We start from the raw sequence: 19140 nt of genomic DNA, 5'->3' as shown, positions 1-19140 counted from the left end.
CTTAAATACGCTGGTCGGCCAGCAAAAATGCCACGACCCGCTCGCTGAACGCAGCGCCAGCCTGGACGTTGGACAGGTGCGCCGCATGGAACTCGGCGTATTCGGCGCCGCGCACGCGCTCCTGGATAAAGTGCCCGCCCGAGGGCGGCGTGACCGCGTCTTCAGTGCCGGACACCACCAGGGTCGGCGCCTCGATCGCCGACAATTGATCACGGAAATCCGCATCGCGCACCGCCGCGCAGTTGGCGGCATAACCCTCGGGCGAGGTGGCCGCCAGCATGTCGGTGATCAGCTTGGCCTGGTCCGGGTGCGCCGCGGCGAAGTCCGGGGTGAACCAGCGGGCGATCGAGGCATCGCGCAATGCGACCATGGCCGCCTGGCCGTCGCGCAGCACGGTTTCGATGCGTGGATTCCATACCGATGGGTCGCCGATCTTCGCCGCGGTGTTGCATACCACCAGCTTGTTCAGGCGCTCGCCGGCATTGATACCCAGCCACTGGCCGATCAGCCCGCCCATGGACAGGCCGCAGAAATGCGCGCGCTGGATATGCAGCGCGTCCAGTAGCGCCAGCACATCGTGCCCCAACTGCTCGATGCTGTAGGGGCCTTCGGTGACCAGGGATTTGCCGTGGCCACGGGTGTCGAAACGCAGCACCCGGAAGTGCTTGGTAAAGGCCGGAATCTGCATGTCCCACATGTGCAGGTCGGTACCCAGGGAGTTGGACAGGACCAGCACCGGCGCATCGGCCGGGCCGTCCAGTTGGTAATGCAGTTCGCCATCGGCGAGTTGTACGAATCCCACGGCAGTCTCCTTCAGGCGTTCAAAGCTAAATGTTCGGCCACGGCGCGCTCGACCCAGGCGTGTGCCTGGCCGAGGTAATGCGCCGGGTCCAGCAGGCGATCCAGTTCCGCCGCCGACAGCTCGGCGGTCACTTGCGGCTCATCCCCCAGCACCGCGCGCAGATGCCGCTGTTCGGCCACCGCGCGCTTGCAGCATTGCTCCAGCAGATGGTGCGCGGTCTCGCGGCCCAGGCGCTGGGCCAGAGCGATGCTCACGGCTTCCGCCAGCACCAGCCCCTGGGTCAGGTCGAGGTTCCTGGCCATGCGCGCGGCGTCGACTTCCAGCCCGTCGGCCACCAGCAGCGCCTGTTGCAAGGCGCCGGACACCAGGCAGCAGATCTCCGGCAGGGTTTCCCATTCGGCGTGCCACAGGCCCAGGCTGCGTTCGTGCTCCTGGGGCATGGCGCTGAACATCGTCGCCAGCAGCCCGGGAACCCGGGTCGCCGCGCCGATCAACACCGCCGCGCCCACCGGGTTGCGCTTGTGCGGCATGGTCGAGGAGCCGCCCTTGCCCGGCGCCGACGGCTCGAAGACTTCCGCCGCCTCGGTCTGCATCAGCAGGCTGATGTCACGGCCGAGCTTGCCGAGGCTGCCGGCGATCAGGCCGAGTACCGAGGCGAACTCCACCAGCCGGTCGCGCTGGGTATGCCAGGGCTGTTCCGGCAGGCTCAGTTGCAACTCCTCGGCCAGGGCCTGGGCAATCGGCAGGGCCTGCTCGCCCAGGGCCGCGAGGGTGCCGGAGGCCCCACCAAACTGCAGCACCAGCAGGCGTGGCTTGAGCTGCGCCAGACGCTCGCGGCTGCGGGTCAGCGCCCCCAGCCAGCCGGCGATCTTCATGCCGAGGGTGACCGGCGTGGCATGTTGCAGCCAGGTGCGGCCGGCCATGGGGGTGCTGGCATAGCGCTGGGCCTGCGCGGCCAGGATGCCGCCCAGGCGCGCCAGGTCGTTGTCGATCAGGCTCAGCGCCTGCCGCACTTGCAGGACCAGCCCACTGTCCATCACATCCTGGCTGGTGGCGCCCAGGTGCACATAACGCTCGGCGCTGGCATCGCTCTTGGCGATCTGTTTGCCCAGGGCCTTGACCAGTGGAATCGCCGAGTTGCCCGCCGTGGCGATAGCCTGGCCCAAGGCGGAAAAATCATAGAGCCCGGCCCGGCAGGCCGCCTCGATCGGCGCCACCGCAGCGGCCGGGATCACCCCGACCCGGGCCTCGGCCCGGGCCAGCGCGGCCTCGAAGTCGAGCATGGCCTGGACCCGCCCCTGGTCGCAGAACACCGCGCGCATATCGCGGGTGGTGAAGTAGGCATCGAACAGTTGGTTGCTCGCCGGTGTGCTCATAAACAATCCTTTGGGGCGTGCGTCCGCGACGGACGCACGCGGACAGGTCACAGATCGTGGTGCAGGTACGCCGCCTGTTTCGGCAGGCGCAGGCTGAACAGGAAGGCAATCGCCATCATCGCCGTCACGTACCAGTAGAAGGTGTTTTCCATGCCCAGGGATTTCAGGCCCAGGGCCACGTATTCCGCCGAACCGCCAAACAGCGCATTGGCCACCGCATAGGCCAGGCCGACCCCCAGCGCCCGCACTTGCGGCGGGAACATCTCGGCCTTTACCAGGCCGCTGATGGAGGTGTAGAAACTGACGATCGCCAGGGCCAGGGTGATCAGCACGAAGGCCAGGAACGGGCTGGTGATGGTTTTCAGGGTCAGCAGGATAGGCACGGTGCACAGCGTGCCCAGCGCGCCGAACCAGAGCATCGAGTTACGCCGGCCGATCTTGTCCGCCAGCATGCCGAACAGCGGCTGCATGCACATATAGAGAAACAGAGCGCCGGTCATGATGTAACTGGCGGTCTTGGCGTGCATGCCGGCGGTGTTCACCAGGTATTTCTGCATATAGGTGGTGAAGGTGTAGAAAATCAGCGAGCCGCCGGCGGTGTAACCGAGCACGGTGACAAAGGCCTTCGAGTGATGCTTGAACAGCGCGGCCACGCTGCCGGCGTCCTTGTCTTCACGCATTTCCTTGCTGGTGGTTTCTTTCAGCGAGCGCCGCAGCAGCAGGGAGATCAGGGCTGCAATGGCGCCGATCACGAACGGAATCCGCCAGCCCCAGGCCTTGAGCTGCGCCTCGTCGAGAAACTGTTGCAGGATCACCACCACCAGCACCGCCAGCAATTGCCCGCCGATCAGGGTCACGTACTGGAAGGACGCGAAGAACCCGCGCTGGCCCTTGAGTGCGACTTCACTCATGTAGGTCGCGGTGGTGCCGTACTCACCGCCCACCGACAGGCCCTGGAACAACCGCGCCATCAACAGCAACGCCGGCGCCCAGGCGCCGATGCTGGCGTAGGTCGGCAGGAAAGCGATGACCAAGGAGCCGGCGCACATCATCAGCACCGAAATCATCATGGAATTCTTGCGCCCGTGCTTGTCGGCCACTCGGCCGAACAGCCAGCCGCCGATAGGACGCATCAGGAACCCGGCGGCGAACACGCCGGCGGTATTGAGCAGTTGCACCGTGGGGTCGTCGGAGGGGAAAAACGCCGGGGCGAAATAGATCGCGCAGAAGGCGTAGACGTAGAAGTCGAACCATTCGACCAGGTTGCCGGAGGAAGCACCGACGATCGCGAAGATCCTCTTGCTGCGCTCCTCGGTCGTGTAGTGACTGGTTAACGTTGTCATGGCTTTTCACTCTTTGGGGACGTGGTGAGTCTAGACATACTTTGTAACAGTCCCGTTCCGCAAGACGACCTTGGGGGGAGCGACCGGTTCAGCCTTATCGCGAACCAGCCCGCACTCCCCCCAGGCACACTCAATAATCGAAGAACACCGTTTCCGCGTCGGTACCCTGCAGGATCACGTTCCACTGGTAGTGGCCCGGTGCATCCGCCTTGGCCAGCAAGGTGGCGCGACGCTCTTCAGGCACGCAGGCCAGCAGCGGGTCGGCGGCGTTGGCCGGCTCGCCGTCGAAGTAGATACGGGTCAGCAGGTGCTTGACCAGACCCCGGGCAAATACCAGTACCACCAGGTGCGGCGCCTGGGTCGAGCCTTTCAGGCCAGGTACGGTACCCGGCTTGATGGTGGTGAAGCGGAAACGCCCTTCCCCATCCACCGGCACCCGGCCGAAGCCCTGGAAGTTCGGGTCCAGGGCCTTGGCCTGATCGTCTTCCGGGTGGTCGTACTTGCCGAGGGCGTTGGCCTGCCAGATTTCCAGCATGGCGTCGTTGACGAAATCGCCGTTGCCGTCCACCACCTGGCCGCTGATCGCCACCCGCTCGCCGAGGGTCTCGGCCCGGGTCAGGTCTTCGCGGTTCAGCCAGGTCAGGCCGATGTGGTAGTACGGGCCGACGGTGTGGGATGTGGTCGCAGTCAGCGTCATCTTATTTCTCCATCGGCGTGGCATCGCGGCCGCGCAAGACGATGTCCCAACGGTAGCCGAGGGCGTAGGACGGAATGGTTTTCTCCAGGTCGAAGCTGGCGATCAGGCGTTCCTTGGCGCGGGTGTCCGGCACGCAGTTGTAGATCGGGTCGTAGGCCAGCAGCGGGTCGCCGGGGAAGTACATCTGGGTCACCAGGCGCGTGAGAATGCTCGGGCCGAACAGCGAGAAGTGGATATGCGCCGGACGCCAGGCGTTGTGGTGGTTACCCCAGGGGTAGGCACCGGGCTTGATGGTCTGGAACTGGTACCAGCCATCGGCATCGGTGACGGTGCGCCCGGTGCCGGTGAAATTCGGGTCCAGCGGTGCGTCATGCAGGTCGCGGTCGTGGTTGTAGCGACCGGCGGCGTTGGCCTGCCAGATCTCCACCAGGATCCCCGGCACCGGCAGGCCGTTCTCGTCCAGCACCCGGCCGTGAATGATGATGCGCTCGCCCTGGGGCTCGCCGGCATGCTGGGCGGTCAGGTCGTTGTCCTTGTCCTGCAGGTAATCGGCGCCGATGGTCGGGCCGGTGATTTCCGACAGCGAATGGGGCAGGAACACCAGCGGCTTGGACGGCGAGCGGGTGTTGGTGGATTTGTAGGCCGGGTGCAGGTAATCAGGCTGAGTACCTGGTTGCGGGCGCCGGTAACCGGGCTTGTCGGTCATGCTCGTTCCTCGTTCTTATAAGAAGCGCGTCAGACGCGCTCGATGGCCAGTGCCAGGCCCTGGCCGACACCTACGCACATGGTCGCCAGGCCTTTTTTGCCTCCGGTCTTTTCCAGGTGGTGCAGCGCGGTCAATACCAGACGCGCGCCGCTCATGCCCAGCGGATGGCCGAGGGCGATGGCGCCGCCGTTGGGGTTGACCTGTGGCGCGTCGTCCGCCAGGCCCAGTTCGCGCAATACTGCCAGGCCCTGGCTGGCGAAGGCTTCGTTGAGTTCGATCACATCGAAATCGCTGACCGCCACGCCCAGGCGCTCGGTCAACTTGCGCACCGCCGGCACCGGGCCTATGCCCATCACCCGTGGCGCCACGCCGGCGCTGGCCATGCCCAGCACCCGGGCACGGGCGGTCAGGCCGTGCTTTTTCACCGCCTCGGCCGACGCCAGGATCAGCGCCGCCGCCCCGTCGTTGACGCCCGAGGCGTTGCCGGCGGTGACGGTCTTGTCCGCGCCGTTGACCGGCTTGAGCTTGCTCAGGGTCTCCAGCGAGGTATCGGCCCGCGGGTGCTCGTCCTGCTCGATAACGGTCTCGCCCTTCTTGTGGACGATACGCACCGGGACGATTTCCTCGGCGAAGAACCCGGCGGCCTGCGCCGCGGCGGTGCGCTGCTGGCTGCGCAGGGCGAACGCATCCTGGTCGGCACGCGACACCTGATAATCGTCGGCGACGTTGTCGGCGGTCTGCGGCATCGCATCCACGCCGTACTGAGCCTTCATCAGCGGGTTGATGAAGCGCCAGCCGATGGTGGTGTCTTCCAGCTTCATGTTGCGCGAAAAGGCGGTGTCGGCCTTGCCCATGACAAAGGGCGCGCGGGACATCGACTCGACGCCGCCGGCGATGGCCAGCTCCATCTCACCACTGGCGATGGCGCGGAAGGCGGTGCCGATGGCATCCATGCCCGAAGCGCACAGGCGGTTGAGGGTCACGCCCGGAATGGTTTCCGGCAGCCCGGCCAGCAGCAGCGCCATGCGCGCCACGTTTCGATTGTCTTCGCCGGCCTGGTTGGCGCAGCCGAGGAACACCTCGTCCACCGCGCTCCAGTCCACCGACGGGTTGCGCTCGATCAGCGCCTTGATCGGCGCGGCGGCCAGATCGTCCGCCCGCACCGTCGACAAACCGCCACCAAAGCGGCCGATGGGGGTACGAATGGCGTCACAGATAAACACTTCGCGCATCAGGCTTCTCCCGGGGTTTGGCCATGGGCCGCGGCGGTGCGGGCTTCCAGGTCACGCAGGGCGGTCAGTTCGATCTCGGTCGGGGCGGCGGTTTCCGCCACCTGGTCGGCGAAACGGATCGCCCAGCCAGTGGCGGCGACCACCTGCTCGCGGGTCACGCCCGGGTGCAGCGAGGTCACCACGAATTCATGGGTGCCGGCTTCCGGCTCCATGATGCACAGGTCGGTGATGATCCCCACCGGCCCGGCCCCTGGCAGGCCCAGGCGCTTGCGCGAGTCGCCGCCTTCGCCGTGACCGACCGAGGTGATGAAGTCGAGTTTGTCGACAAAGGAACGCGACGACTGCTTGAGGATGATCAGCACGCTCTTGGCCGAGCCGGCGATCTCCGGCGCACCACCGGCGCCCGGCAGGCGGACTTTCGGCTGGTGGTAGTCGCCGACCACCGTGGTGTTGATGTTGCCGAAACGGTCGACCTGGGCGGCGCCGAGGAAACCGATGTCGATCCGCCCGCCTTGCAGCCAGTAGCGGAAGATCTCGCCGGTCGGCACCACGGTGTCCGCGGTCTCGGCCAGCTCGCCGTCACCGATGGACAGCGGCAGTACGCTGGGCTTGGCGCCGATCGGGCCGGATTCGTAGATCAGCACCACGTCCGGCGACGAGGTCAGGCGCGCCAGGTTGGCGGCCTTGGACGGCAGGCCGATCCCGACAAAACACACCGAGCCGTTCTGCAGGCGGCGGGCGGCGGCAACGGTCATCATTTCATTGGTGGAGTAAGTCATTATTTGGCCCCCGTTGCTGCGGCCAGCTTGGCCTGGAATTCGCTGAAGTCAGCACTGCCGCGGATGTATTCGTTGATCCAGGCGGTGAAGGTTTCACGGTCGCGGGCGATCGGGTCCCAGGCCTGGTAGAAGATGTTGTCGCGCTCGGTATAGCCGTGGGCGTAGGACGGATGGGCGCCGCCCGGCACATGGCAGACCGCGCTCAGGGCCCAGGTCGGCAGCACGCAGGCATTCATCGGGGCGTTCAGGTCGTCGACGATTTCTTCCACGGTGACGATGCAGCGCTTGGCGGCCAGGGCGGCTTCCTTCTGTACGCCAAGAATGCCCCACAACAGCACGTTGCCCTTGCGGTCGGCTTTCTGCGCATGGATCACGGTGACGTCAGGACGTACCGATGGCACCGCCGCCAGCACTTCACCGGTGAATGGGCAGGTCACGCTCTTGATCAGCGGGTTGACCTTCGGCAGGTCGGAACCGGCATAAGCGCGCAAGACCGCGAATGGCAGGCCCGAGGCGCCCGCCACGTAGGCATTGGCCAGGTCGGCGTGGCTGTGTTCTTCGATTTCCAGGGGGTGCGGCCATTGCTTCTCGACCGCATCCCGCAGGCGATGCAGGGAGCCGACGCCCGGGTTACCGCCCCAGGAGAAAATCAGCTTGCGGGCACAACCGGCACCGATCAACTGGTCGTAGATCAGGTCAGGGGTCATCCGCACCAGGGTCAGGTCTTTTTTGCCCTGGCGAATGATTTCATGACCCGCGGCCGTGGGGATCAGGTGGGTGAAGCCTTCGAGCGCGACGGTATCGCCGTCGTTGACGAACTGCTTCACCGCGTCGTGCAGCGAAAGGATTTCAGCCATGGGGGATCTCCCGATTGTTATTGAGCGACTGGAAGAAAAAGGCGCCGAAGGATGCGCCGGAGTGACTGAAGATTAAGCCGAGGGAAAAACCCAAACAATCCGATAATCGACTGAGCGTTCGTTTATCGAACAGATTGTTGTCTGACTATCGATTGTGCTGTGGCCGCTGCCGCAGGCTGCGATCGAGCGGAACGGTCGCGAAGATCTCAGGATCGCTGAAGGCCTTCGGCCTTATCGCAGCCTGCGGCAGCGGCTACAGGTATTCAGCGCTCCCTTGAGGAGCGCCTTGCTGATTCGATCAGGTCGCATCCGCATGGCTGACCATGCCCTTGATCACCACCGCCGTGGTCGCCAGCGCGGCCGGGATCACCAGCGCGGTCAGCACTTGCTCGAAATTCCAGCCCAGCCCCAGCAGCGTGGCGCCCATCCAGGCCCCGAGGATCGCCCCGAAGCGACCGATGCCGAGCATCCACGACACGCCGGTGGCGCGGCCCTGGGTCGGATAGAAGCGCGCGGCCAGGGATGGCATCGCCGATTGCGCGCCGTTGACGCACATGCCGGCGATCAGCACCAGGGTTGCCAGCAAGGTGATGTTGCCCAGGCTTTGCCCGACCGCGTAGGCGAAGACCCCGGCCAGCAGGTAGAAGGTGCCGATGACCTTGTGCGGGTTGAAGCGGTCCATGGCCCAGCCCACCGCCACGGCGCTGAGTACCCCGCCGAACTGGAACAGCGCGCCGATAAAGGCCGCCTGCTCCATGCTCGCGCCGCTGTCGCGCATCAGGGTCGGCAGCCAGCTGGTCAGCAGGTACACGATCACCAGCCCCATGAAATAGGTCAGCCACAACAGCAATGTACCGACGCTGTAGGTCCCGGAGAAAATCACCGCAAACACATTGCGCGCCTTCACCGTCTTCTGTTCCGGCACGCTGAAGCTCGCGGCCTGGCCGACCGTGCCCGGCTCGATGGGCGCCAGGGCCTTGCGCACCTTGTCGGTGCCACGATTGCGCACCACCAGGTAACGCGCCGACTCCGGCAGCCAGACCAGCAGCACCACTGCCAGGATCAGCGGCAAAATCCCGCCGATCAGCAACAGGCTGTGCCAGCCAAATGCCGGGATCAGCTTGGCGGAAATGAAACCGCCGCCGGCCATGCCCAGGTTGAAACCACAGAACATGCTGGTCACCAGCAACGACTTGTGGCGCTCGGGGGTGTATTCGGAAAGCAGCGTGGTGGCATTCGGCATGCCGGCGCCCAGGCCCAGGCCGGTAAGGAAACGCAGCACCAGCAACTGGTCGACATTGCTGCTGTAGGCCGACGCCAGGCTGAAGGCACCGAACAGCAGCACCGCCCCCACCAGGACTACTTTGCGCCCGAAGCGGTCAGCCAGCGGGCCGGAGCCCAGCGCCCCGAAGACCATGCCGATCAGCGCGGCACTCATCACCGGGCCGAGGCTGGCGCGGTCGATACCCCAATCCTGGGACAGCGCCGGCGCAATGAAGCCCATGGCCGCGGTATCGAGGCCATCGAGGAAGACAATCAGGAAACACAGGATCACCACCCGCCACTGATAGCGCGACAGCGGCTGGGCATTGATAAAGGACTGCACATCGAGGCAGTTCCCTACAGCGGATTGAGGCTGGTTCATTATTTTTATTCCACGCGAAAAACGCAGGCGCACAGGTGCCAGCCAGAGCTGGTCGGTTCAGATCGAAAAGGGTCTTGCGGGATCAGGCCGTCGGCAGGCGAAGGCAGGATAGAGGAGCGCGGCTGGGCGCGCGGGCGATGCTCATGGGGGGTTGGCCTCTTCATTATTATGGGGGCGTCACGCGGCCATTGCAGAGGCGGTGCTCCAGTGGCCGGATGACGCTGCCGCGACATTAATGAGGCAAGGGAAAGAGCGTCAATTCAGCAAGCGCGTATCTGTGCGTTTATCGAACAGCTTAAGCAGGCAGCCCTCAAGCGAACAATTGGGCGCTGAGGTCGCGACTGGCGCTGAGCAGGCCCGGCAAGAAGCGCTGCTCCAGCTCGGCGCGGCTGACGCGGCCGGCATGGGTACTGACGTTGAGCGCAGCCAGTACCTGGCCCGAAGCGTCGTACACCGGTACGGCGATCGAGCGCAGGCCTTGTTCCAGTTCCTGGTCGACGATGCACCAGCCCTGCTGCCGGACCTGTTGCAGGCATTCGAGCAGCGCCTGCGGCGTGTGCAGGGTACGGCTGGTCTTGGCTTGCAGGTCGGCATGGTCGAGGTATTCGCGCAACGAGGCGTCATCCAGCGCCGCCAGCAGGATCCGCCCCATGGATGTGCAGTAGGCCGGCAGGCGCCCACCCACCGAGAGATCGACCGAGATCAGGCGCTGGGTGGTGGCCGAACGGGCGATGTACAGAATGTCGTCGCCTTCCAGGGTGGCCATGTTGCAGGCTTCGTGCAGTTGCTCGCTCATGCGGTCCAGGTAAGGCTGGGCCGATACCGCCAGCGGTGTGGAAGACAGATAGGCATGCCCCAGCGTCAGCACCTTGGGCAGCAACGAATAGGTGCGGCCATCGGTGGTGGCGTAACCGAGCTTGATCAAGGTATGCAGGCAGCGGCGCACAGCGGCACGGGGAATCTCCGTACGGTGGCTGATCTGGGCGATGGTCAGATGGCGCTTGCGCTCCTGAAAGGCCTGGACCACCGCCAGGCCGCGAGCCAGAGAGGTCATGAAATCCGGATCACCCGTCAGCGCCTGAATCCGCTTGGCCGGCGAAGCGACAATCGGCGGCGCGGCGGAAGCGAAGGAATTACGCAATTGATCGTTCATTTCAGGTTCTCTGCGACGGAAGTCCGGCTTATTACAAGCCGTACTGGAGAGGATGCACAAGCCTGCACGGCCAACATTGGGCGATTATCGAACCATCGACCGATAATCGCAATCCATCGCGATAAATGCCTGCCATGCGATGTGCCGCTTTTTCGTCGCCAATAAAACTCTCATTTCTTCCGCATTAGTCCAGGCAACTTGTCAGGCCTTGTTACAGAACTGCTCTCGTCATCCGGATTAAAACTTTCGTGTAACAAAACCCTGATATCAAGTTGATGATTTTTAACTTATTGCCGATAGAGTTATTCATGGCCGCCGCTATAATGAGCAAAGTGATCACCGGCGCTTTTCTGCGTCCGGCAGCATCATCAGGCTGCGTAGAGTAAATGACGCCTCCTGCAGCAAGCGCTTGACGCTCATCTCAATATGCCCGGCCAATGCGTTTGCAAAAAAGTAACTGTTGCTACGACAGCTGTTCTTGTCCGGTGGCGTGGCCGCATGCAACAAGAAGCGGTTTGGCGAGCCCCATCGCAATCCTGGCTCCTTTAATCGAGCCGAGTACGAGGCGGTTTGATAAACCCGATCTAGGTAATGCGTATCATCGGGATAATCTCAACTCAGTTAGGTAACACTGTGACGAAAGACGAACTGCGCGCGGAACTTGAGCGCCAGGAACAACGTTACAAGGAAGTTTACGGAGGCGAAGTCACCACCTACGCCGCCCAGCCTGAACCGGAACGCAAACCCTGGCGCAAGCGCGCCAGCGTTCTCGACCAGGCCTTCACCCAAGAACTGCAAAAGATGGAAAAAGAGCTCAAGGCAGACCAGCCGTGACGCTGTTCGCCTGAAACTTTCGCACGGCTCGATGCCCTTGCAGATAAAGGTCGATCGCAAGGTCGGCCTGGCATCCGCCGCGTTGCAGCGAATGGCCCCAAAGGGCTCAAAAAGTGTCATGGCACTGAAATTTCATACAAGCGTTTGAGACGTTTGGCTCAGCGTTGCGCCCCTGGCCTTGAGGATGAGCCCCAGTAAAATCAATGGCTTGCCCATGCCCCGAAAAAAGGCATGGCCATTGGCCTGCCTCCGGCTTTTTCGTTGAAGAATGTTACCAACCAGCACCTAGTGCATCGATTACCAGGGTTTTCTGGCATAATCGCGCCCCCTTATGACCGGGTCAGAAAACCTTCATGATCGATTTATTCAGCGGACTGGATGCTTGGGTGCTTGTGAGCCTCTTGCTCGCCCTGGCTTTTGTCCTCGCCTACGAGTTCATCAACGGCTTTCATGACACCGCAAATGCGGTTGCCACTGTTATCTACACCAAAGCCATGCCGCCGCACCTGGCCGTATTCTTTTCCGGTGTATTCAATTTCCTCGGCGTGCTGCTGGGCGGTGTCGGCGTGGCCTATGCCATCGTCCATCTGCTGCCGGTCGAGTTGCTGATCAATGTCAACACCGGCCACGGCCTGGCCATGGTCTTCTCGTTGCTGGCCGCGGCCATTACCTGGAACCTGGGCACCTGGTACTTCGGTATTCCCGCCTCCAGCTCCCACACCCTGATCGGTTCGATCCTCGGTGTCGGCCTGGCCAATGCCCTGCTCAACGACATCCCGCTGGGCGATGGCGTGAACTGGCAGAAAGCGATCGACATCGGTGCTTCCCTGGTGTTCTCGCCCATGGCCGGTTTCCTGATTGCCGCCCTGGTGCTGATCGGTCTGAAGTGGTGGCGCCCGATCTCGAAGATGCACAAGACCCCGGAACAACGCCGCAAGGTCGACGACAAGAAACACCCGCCCTTCTGGAATCGCCTGGTGCTGGTGATCTCGGCCATGGCCGTGAGCTTCGTGCACGGTTCCAACGACGGCCAGAAAGGCATCGGCCTGATCATGCTGGTACTGATCGGTATCGTGCCCGCGCAGTTCGTGCTCGACCTGAACAGCACCACCTATCAGATCGAGCGTACCCGCGACGCCACCCTGCACCTGAGCCAGTTCTATCAGCGTAACGAGGACTCCCTGGGCGAGTTCCTGGCCCTGGGCAAAAGCGTGAAAGACGACCTGCCAGGCAAGTTCCGCTGCAACCCGCAGCAGACCGAACCGACCATCGCCGCGCTGCTGGGCACCCTCAAGGGTGTAGCCGACTATCACTCGCTGCCGGCCGAAAGCCGTATCGAAGTGCGTCGCTACCTGCTCTGCCTGGATGACACCGCGAAGAAAGTCGGCAAGCTGCCGCACCTCGCGGCCCGTGAAAAGGCTGACCTGGACAAGTTGCGCAAAGACCTGACCGCCACCACCGAGTACGCGCCGTTCTGGGTGATCCTGGCCGTGGCCCTGGCCCTCGGCCTGGGGACCATGATCGGCTGGAAACGTGTGGTACAGACCATCGGCGAGAAGATCGGCAAGCAAGGCATGACCTATGCCCAGGGCATGTCGGCGCAGATCACCGCCGCCGGCTTGATCGGCATGGCCAATATCTTCAGCCTGCCGGTATCGACCACCCACGTGCTGTCGTCGGGCGTGGCGGGAACCATGGTCGCCAACAAAAGCGGCCTGCAAAGCGGCACCATACGCACCATCCTGCTGGCCTGGGTGCTGACCCTGCCGGCAACCGTGGCGCTGTCGGCCGGTCTGTTCTGGCTGGCCTCAAAAGCCCTCGGGACCTGATTCGCTCAGTCCGCGACAAAAAAGGTGCGCCCCTCGGGTCGCACCTTTTTTTGTGCCTGAAATAAATGATCGACTTCTGTAGGAGCGAAGCTTGCTCGCGATGGGCTGCAAGGCAGCCTTGAAACCTGATTCCGCGTTCTACCTGGAGACCTGTATCGCGCAAACGGACGCCATCGCGGGCAAGCCTCGCTCCTACAAAATACACAGGCAAAAAAAAGGGCAACCGAAGTTGCCCAAAATGCCTTGCGTGCTCGTTACCGGAAAGACTTAAGGTTTTTTGCGTTTATGCGCATCTTTCCAGATGAAAAATCCAAACCCGGCGAAAAACAGAACCATGAGGCCGACAGTCAGCACTCCGGCGATCACCACATTGTCGAAAAACATGACTGGCCTCCTGCTCTTGCCCTGTTGCGATGGGGCTAAGTTAACCAAAGAGGCGGCGGGGAAAATTGACCGGGGTCAATGGTCGACCAAGACAGGACGACAGGAAGGGGAAATAACTGACTTACATCAACAGATCGCGCCCGGTTCAGCGCTTTTTCGGCTTTTTCGGTTTCTTCTTCGGCTTGCCCAAAGGCATTGCCTGCTCGAATGCCTGACGCACTTCGTTCAGGCGCTTTTCCTTCAAGTCATGCACACGCTTGGCACGTTCGGCGTTCAGGTCGATCAGGTTGTCGTCTTGGCTCATGGCGTTGGCTTGCATCGTTCAGGTCTATGTCGACCGGAGCCTCTATATAGAGTGTGGCTACGGCCCTTGCGGGTTTGCCAATAATGCGGCGTGACGCGGCGGCTGACCAGTGATCGGCAGATATTCAGCGCAATTAAAGGTGGAGGCCCGTCGTTTGACCAGCACCGCGCGGATTGCGGTGTGTGATCCCCTGCTCCGCTGTCGCAGGTATTTAAAGAGCGGTATCTAAACCTCGACGTCGACCCACAGCCCCTGGCGTGGCGCGTCCTCGATCAGCGGCGCCACCGGCACGGTGTTGTCGGCATTCAACTCGTCCCCGGGCACAGCCAGGTGCAGTTCGGGATCGTCCGCAGCCTCGGCTTCGCGCTGGCGTTTGTGCCTTTGCTGCTGGCGCTGCTGTTCTTCGCGCAGCAGCAGCGCCGACTGTTCGGCATCGCGCTTGTGCAGGTCGATGGTGCTTTCGTTGGAACTCTGTTGCACCGGTACCACCGGCGGGATATCCGGGCGCGGCCGGATCGGATCCTGCTGGGAGGTCACGGGCACGGCACTCAAGGGCAGCATCGGGGGCAGCATATTATTGGTCTCCTGTCGGCAGGCTGTCGGCTGCTGCGGGGGCGACTTGAGCCATCGGTCGCAAACTTGTGACCCAGTCGTCAGCCGATAGTGCCCCGAGCCCCGACAAATGCGCCCGATACGCTACCTTCCAGCGTAGTTGTTTTTGTTAGAGTCCTTTGGCCTGAGGCCGCCGATCCGTTAACATAGTCGGCTTTTTCAAGGCGGGAGTCAGGCAGCATGGCGCAGCAGTATCAACCGGGGCAACGCTGGATTAGTGACAGCGAAGCCGAGCTAGGTCTAGGCACCGTTCTGGCACAGGACGGCCGCTTGCTGACCGTGCTCTATCCGGCCACTGGCGACACTCGCCAGTATGCGCTACGGAATGCGCCCCTCACTCGCGTGAGGTTTTCCCCGGGTGACACCATCACCCACTTCGAAGGCTGGAAAATGACCGTGCGCGAAGTCGACGACGTCGACGGCCTGCTGGTCTACCACGGCCTCAACGGGCAGAACGAAGTCGTCACCCTGCCAGAAACCCAACTCTCGAACTTCATCCAGTTCCGCCTGGCCAGCGACCGTCTGTTCGCCGGGCAGATCGACCCGCTGGCCTGGTTCTCCCTGCGCTACCACACCCTGGAACACACCAGCCGCCAGCTGCAATCGTCGCTGTGGGGCCTGGGTGGCGTACGCGCCCAACCTATCGCCCACCAGTTGCACATTGCCCGTGAAGTCGCCGACCGTATCGCGCCGCGGGTTCTGCTGGCGGACGAAGTGGGCCTGGGCAAGACCATCGAAGCCGGCCTGGTGATCCACCGCCAGCTGCTGTCGGGCCGCGCCAGCCGTGTGCTGATCCTGGTCCCGGAGAACCTGCAGCACCAGTGGCTGGTGGAAATGCGCCGGCGCTTCAACCTGCAGGTTGCGCTGTTCGACGAAGAACGCTTTATCGAAAGCGATGCCGCCAACCCCTTCGAAGACACCCAGCTCGCCCTGGTGGCCCTGGAATGGCTGGTGGACAACGAGAAGGCCCAGGACGCGCTGTTCGCCGCCGGCTGGGACCTGATGGTGGTCGACGAAGCGCACCACCTGGTGTGGCACGAAGACCAGGTCAGCCCGGAATACGCGCTGGTGGAACAGCTGGCCGAGGTGATCCCTGGCGTCCTGCTGCTCACCGCCACCCCGGAACAACTGGGCCAGGACAGCCACTTCGCCCGTCTGCGCCTGCTCGACCCGAACCGCTTCCACGACCTGGCCGCCTTCCGCGCCGAGAGCGAAAACTATCGCCCGGTGGCCGAAGCCGTGCAGGAATTGCTGGATAAAGGACGCCTGTCGCCCGAAGCGCACAAGACCATCCACAGTTTCCTCGGCAACGAAGGCGAAGCCCTGCTCGCCGCCGTCAACGACGGCGACACTGAAGCCAGTGCGCGCCTGGTGCGCGAGTTGCTGGACCGCCACGGCACCGGCCGCGTGCTGTTCCGCAACACCCGCGCCGCGGTGCAAGGCTTCCCCGAACGCAAGCTGCACCCGTACCCGCTGCCATGCCCGGACGAGTACCTGGAACTGCCGCTGGGCGAGCACGCCGAGCTGTACCCGGAAGTCAGCTTCCAGGCCCAGCCGGACGCCAGCGAAGAAGAACGCTGGTGGAAGTTCGACCCGCGCGTGGAGTGGCTGATCGACCAGCTGAAAATGCTCAAGCGCACCAAGGTCCTGGTGATCTGCGCCCACGCGGAAACCGCCATGGACCTGGAAGACGCCCTGCGCGTACGTTCCGGCATCCCGGCCACGGTATTCCACGAAGGCATGAACATCCTCGAGCGCGACCGCGCTGCCGCCTACTTCGCCGACGAAGAGTTCGGCGCCCAGGTGCTGATCTGCTCGGAAATCGGCAGTGAGGGTCGCAACTTCCAGTTCGCCCACCATCTGGTGCTGTTCGATCTGCCGTCGCACCCGGACCTGCTGGAGCAGCGGATCGGCCGTCTCGACCGGATCGGCCAGAAACACGTGATCGAGCTGCATGTGCCGTACCTGGAAACCAGCCCGCAAGAGCGCCTGTTCCAGTGGTACCACGAAGCGCTGAACGCCTTCCTCAATACCTGCCCGACCGGCAACGCCCTGCAGCATCAGTTCGGCCCGCGCCTGCTGCCGCTGCTGGAAGAAGCCGACGACGGCGAGTGGCAAGCGCTGATCGACGAGGCGCGCACCGAGCGCGAGCGCCTGGAAGCCGAGCTGCACACCGGCCGCGACCGTCTGCTGGAGCTCAACTCCGGCGGCGCCGGCGAAGGCGATGCACTGGTGGAAGCGATCCTCGAGCAGGACGACCAGTTCGCCCTGCCGATCTACATGGAAACCCTGTTCGACGCCTTCGGCATCGACAGCGAAGACCATTCGGACAACGCGCTGATCCTCAAGCCGAGCGAAAAAATGCTCGACGCCAGCTTCCCGCTGGGCGACGACGAAGGCGTGACCATCACCTACGACCGCAACCAGGCGCTGTCTCGCGAAGACATGCAGTTCATCACCTGGGAGCACCCGATGGTGCAAGGCGGCATGGACCTGGTGCTGTCCGGTTCCATGGGCAACACCGCCGTGGCACTGATCAAGAACAAGGCGCTGAAACCCGGCACCGTGTTGCTGGAACTGCTGTATGTCAGTGAAGTGGTGGCACCGCGCTCGCTGCAACTGGGCCGCTACCTGCCACCGGCTGCCCTGCGCTGCCTGCTGGACGCCAACGGCAACGACCTGTCGGCGCGCGTCGCCTTCGAGACCCTCAACGACCAGCTGGAAAGCGTGCCACGGGCCAGCGCCAACAAATTCATCCAGGCCCAGCGCGACCAGCTGACGCCGAAGATCAACGCCGGCGAAGCGAAGATCGCCCCGCGTCACGCCGAGCGCGTGGCCGAGGCGCAACGGCGCCTGGCCGCCGACACCGACGAAGAACTGGCGCGCCTGACCGCGTTGCAGGCGGTCAACCCGACTGTGCGCGACAGCGAACTGGTGGCCCTGCGTCAACAACGCGAACAAGGCCTGGCGATGCTTGAGAAAGCCGCGCTGCGCCTGGAAGCGATCCGGGTCCTGGTGGCGGGCTGATCCCCCCTGCTCTGCCGGTAAATGAAAAGGCCCGCACAATGCGGGCCTTTTTTTATCTGCTTCTGTAGAAGCACTGTTCAAGCCGCCACCGCCGCCCCCGCCGGCTCGCCCGGTACCAACCCGTCCTTCATCCGCTGCGCATCGCGTACGAAGCAGCGCGAGGCCAGGAACAGGAACAGCATGGTCAACAGCAACGCCACCGGGATCAGGTACATGGCGTCATGCAGGCCGACTGCCTTGAACGCCTCGGTCATCTGCCCGGCTCCTGCGGCGTACATCGCCGCATGGGCGAAGTGATCGGACAACGCCCCCACTACCACCGGCCCCAGGCCTCCGCCCAGCAGATACAGGCCGGCGAAGAACAGCGCCATGGCCGTGGCCCGCAGGCGTGGTTCGACCACATCCTGGATCGCCGTGTAAACGCAGGTATAGAAGTTGTAGGCGAACAGCCAGCCGACACTGAACACCGCGACGAACACCCCGATCTCGATGCGCCCGGCATGCAGGGCCCAGGCGGTGCACAGGGTCGAGATCAACATGCTGAAGGCGGCGAACAGCAACCGGCCATTGGCGACACGCTGGTGAATCTTGTCGGCGACCCAGCCGCCCAGGGTCAGGCCGAACAGGCCGGTCACCCCGACTATCACCCCAGTCGCCACCGCGGCTTCCTGCAAGGGCATCAGGAAGTAACGCTGCAGCATCGGCACCAGGAACGAGTTGCAGGCGTAGGTGGCGAAGTTGAAAGTCAGCCCGGCCAGCACCAGCCAGAGAAAGGTCGGGATCGCCAGCACCCGGCGGATCGGCCGGTCGACGCGCTCCTGGGAGACCTTGACGGCTTCCGCCGCCCCACGCTTGGGCTCCTTGATAAAGAACATGAACACTGCCAGCAACAGGCCCGGCACCGCGGCGATAAAGAACGGCGCGCGCCAGCTGTCGAAGGCCTTGACCATGGCGCCGATGGTGAAGAACGCCAACAACAGGCCCAGCGGCAGGCCAAGCATGAAGATGCCCATGGCCCGGGCCCGGCGATGGGCCGGGAACAGGTCGCCGATCAGCGAGTTGGCCGCCGGCGCATAGCTGGCTTCGCCGATGCCGACGCCCATGCGCACGACGAGGAAACTCCAGAAGCTGCCCACCAGGCCGTTGACCGCGGTCAGCCCGCTCCACACCGCCAGGCCCCAGCCCATGAGCTTGCTGCGCGACCCGGTATCGGCCATGCGCCCCAGGGGCAGGCCGGCAATGGCGTAGACGATGGTGAAGGCAGTGCCGATGATGCCGATCTGGAAGTCGCTCAGGTGCCACTCCATGCGGATCGGCTCGATGATGATGGCCGGAATGGTGCGATCGAAGAAGTTGAACAGGTTAGCCAGGAACAACAGGAACAGAATGCGCCAGGCATTCGCCGCTTGGGTCGAGTTCTGCATGGGTCGGTCTCTTTATTGTTATTCGGCCAGACGCAACCGAGCCTGGAAGTTGCAATCTAGTCAGCCCCGCCGCGCTTGTCTGTAATGATTCGTAAGGCTGATACCAGGCAATCCGAAGCACAGGTCGTCGACCGCG

At 63.5% G+C, this 19140-nt stretch carries 18 protein-coding genes; 3 read left to right on the top strand and 15 right to left on the bottom strand.

Features of this window, described 5'->3' with window-relative positions:
• Window position 1: 1 nt before the first annotated feature.
• The 11 genes from pcaD to AC07PQ_RS11455 all read right to left on the bottom strand — a co-directional run bounded on the left by pcaD (window position 2) and on the right by AC07PQ_RS11455 (window position 11124).
• The gene (pcaD, locus tag AC07PQ_RS11505) at window positions 2-802 is read right to left on the bottom strand and encodes a 3-oxoadipate enol-lactonase (RefSeq protein ID WP_007926584.1); all 801 of its coding nucleotides are present in this window, start codon (window positions 800-802) and stop codon (window positions 2-4) included.
• A gap of 11 nt (window positions 803-813) precedes the next feature.
• Complete coding sequence (locus AC07PQ_RS11500; RefSeq protein ID WP_493185517.1) at window positions 814-2178, bottom strand: 3-carboxy-cis,cis-muconate cycloisomerase; 1365 nt, start codon at window positions 2176-2178, stop codon at window positions 814-816.
• 47 nt (window positions 2179-2225) lie between these two features.
• Complete coding sequence (locus AC07PQ_RS11495; protein WP_007926588.1) at window positions 2226-3521, bottom strand: MFS family transporter; 1296 nt, start codon at window positions 3519-3521, stop codon at window positions 2226-2228.
• 130 nt (window positions 3522-3651) lie between these two features.
• Window positions 3652-4218, bottom strand: coding sequence for a protocatechuate 3,4-dioxygenase subunit alpha (gene pcaG, locus AC07PQ_RS11490; protein ID WP_124349787.1), 567 nt, complete (start codon window positions 4216-4218; stop codon window positions 3652-3654).
• 1 nt (window position 4219) lies between these two features.
• On the bottom strand, window positions 4220-4924 hold the full coding sequence (pcaH, locus tag AC07PQ_RS11485) for a protocatechuate 3,4-dioxygenase subunit beta (protein WP_007926590.1): 705 nt from the start codon (window positions 4922-4924) through the stop codon (window positions 4220-4222).
• Window positions 4925-4953: 29 nt separating this feature from the next.
• Window positions 4954-6159, bottom strand: a complete 1206-nt coding sequence (gene pcaF, locus AC07PQ_RS11480; RefSeq protein ID WP_493185564.1) for a 3-oxoadipyl-CoA thiolase — start codon at window positions 6157-6159, stop codon at window positions 4954-4956.
• Window positions 6156-6938 (bottom strand): CoA-transferase subunit beta, encoded by a 783-nt coding sequence (locus tag AC07PQ_RS11475; RefSeq protein WP_493185563.1) that lies wholly within the window; start codon window positions 6936-6938, stop codon window positions 6156-6158. The genes pcaF and AC07PQ_RS11475 overlap by 4 nt, the downstream gene beginning before the upstream one ends.
• Entirely contained in the window at window positions 6935-7792 is an 858-nt protein-coding gene (locus AC07PQ_RS11470; protein ID WP_009042497.1) for a CoA transferase subunit A, read from the bottom strand. Before AC07PQ_RS11470 ends, AC07PQ_RS11475 begins: the two co-directional genes overlap by 4 nt.
• Before the next feature lie 298 nt (window positions 7793-8090).
• Window positions 8091-9437 (bottom strand): 4-hydroxybenzoate transporter PcaK, encoded by a 1347-nt coding sequence (gene pcaK / locus AC07PQ_RS11465; RefSeq protein WP_007926597.1) that lies wholly within the window; start codon window positions 9435-9437, stop codon window positions 8091-8093.
• A 310-nt stretch (window positions 9438-9747) separates the two neighbouring features.
• A complete protein-coding gene (pcaR, locus tag AC07PQ_RS11460) occupies window positions 9748-10590 on the bottom strand; it encodes a pca regulon transcriptional regulator PcaR (protein WP_007926599.1) in 843 nt (280 codons plus the stop codon).
• A gap of 336 nt (window positions 10591-10926) precedes the next feature.
• On the bottom strand, window positions 10927-11124 hold the full coding sequence (locus tag AC07PQ_RS11455; RefSeq protein WP_037034830.1) for a hypothetical protein: 198 nt from the start codon (window positions 11122-11124) through the stop codon (window positions 10927-10929).
• Between the two features lie 99 nt (window positions 11125-11223).
• Here AC07PQ_RS11455 and AC07PQ_RS11450 point away from each other — a divergent pair, with 99 nt between their 5' ends.
• Together AC07PQ_RS11450 and AC07PQ_RS11445 are read left to right on the top strand one after the other, a co-directional pair.
• Window positions 11224-11424 (top strand): hypothetical protein, encoded by a 201-nt coding sequence (locus AC07PQ_RS11450; protein WP_009042495.1) that lies wholly within the window; start codon window positions 11224-11226, stop codon window positions 11422-11424.
• Window positions 11425-11777: 353 nt separating this feature from the next.
• The gene (locus AC07PQ_RS11445; RefSeq protein WP_007926602.1) at window positions 11778-13253 is read left to right on the top strand and encodes an inorganic phosphate transporter; all 1476 of its coding nucleotides are present in this window, start codon (window positions 11778-11780) and stop codon (window positions 13251-13253) included.
• A 267-nt stretch (window positions 13254-13520) separates the two neighbouring features.
• Here the strand turns inward: AC07PQ_RS11445 and ccoM are convergent, their stop codons facing one another.
• From ccoM to AC07PQ_RS11430, 3 genes are all read right to left on the bottom strand, one after another.
• A complete protein-coding gene (gene ccoM / locus AC07PQ_RS11440) occupies window positions 13521-13637 on the bottom strand; it encodes a cytochrome c oxidase subunit CcoM (protein WP_007926603.1) in 117 nt (38 codons plus the stop codon).
• Between the two features lie 145 nt (window positions 13638-13782).
• Window positions 13783-13956, bottom strand: a complete 174-nt coding sequence (locus tag AC07PQ_RS11435; RefSeq protein ID WP_007926604.1) for a hypothetical protein — start codon at window positions 13954-13956, stop codon at window positions 13783-13785.
• Between the two features lie 210 nt (window positions 13957-14166).
• Window positions 14167-14514, bottom strand: a complete 348-nt coding sequence (locus AC07PQ_RS11430; RefSeq protein WP_007926605.1) for a hypothetical protein — start codon at window positions 14512-14514, stop codon at window positions 14167-14169.
• 219 nt (window positions 14515-14733) lie between these two features.
• On the opposite strand from AC07PQ_RS11430, the gene rapA reads away from it, so the two are divergent.
• Window positions 14734-17580 (top strand): RNA polymerase-associated protein RapA, encoded by a 2847-nt coding sequence (gene rapA, locus AC07PQ_RS11425; protein ID WP_493185516.1) that lies wholly within the window; start codon window positions 14734-14736, stop codon window positions 17578-17580.
• Between the two features lie 77 nt (window positions 17581-17657).
• On the opposite strand, the gene AC07PQ_RS11420 is transcribed toward rapA, so the two are convergent.
• Window positions 17658-19004 (bottom strand): spinster family MFS transporter, encoded by a 1347-nt coding sequence (locus AC07PQ_RS11420; RefSeq protein WP_101337035.1) that lies wholly within the window; start codon window positions 19002-19004, stop codon window positions 17658-17660.
• Between the last annotated feature and the right edge of the window lie 136 nt (window positions 19005-19140).

It is taken from the genome of Pseudomonas sp. GW821-FHT09E12, from assembly GCF_059416085.1.
Note: the sequence above shows the minus strand (reverse complement) of the source record. Positions and strands in the feature narration are given on the sequence as shown.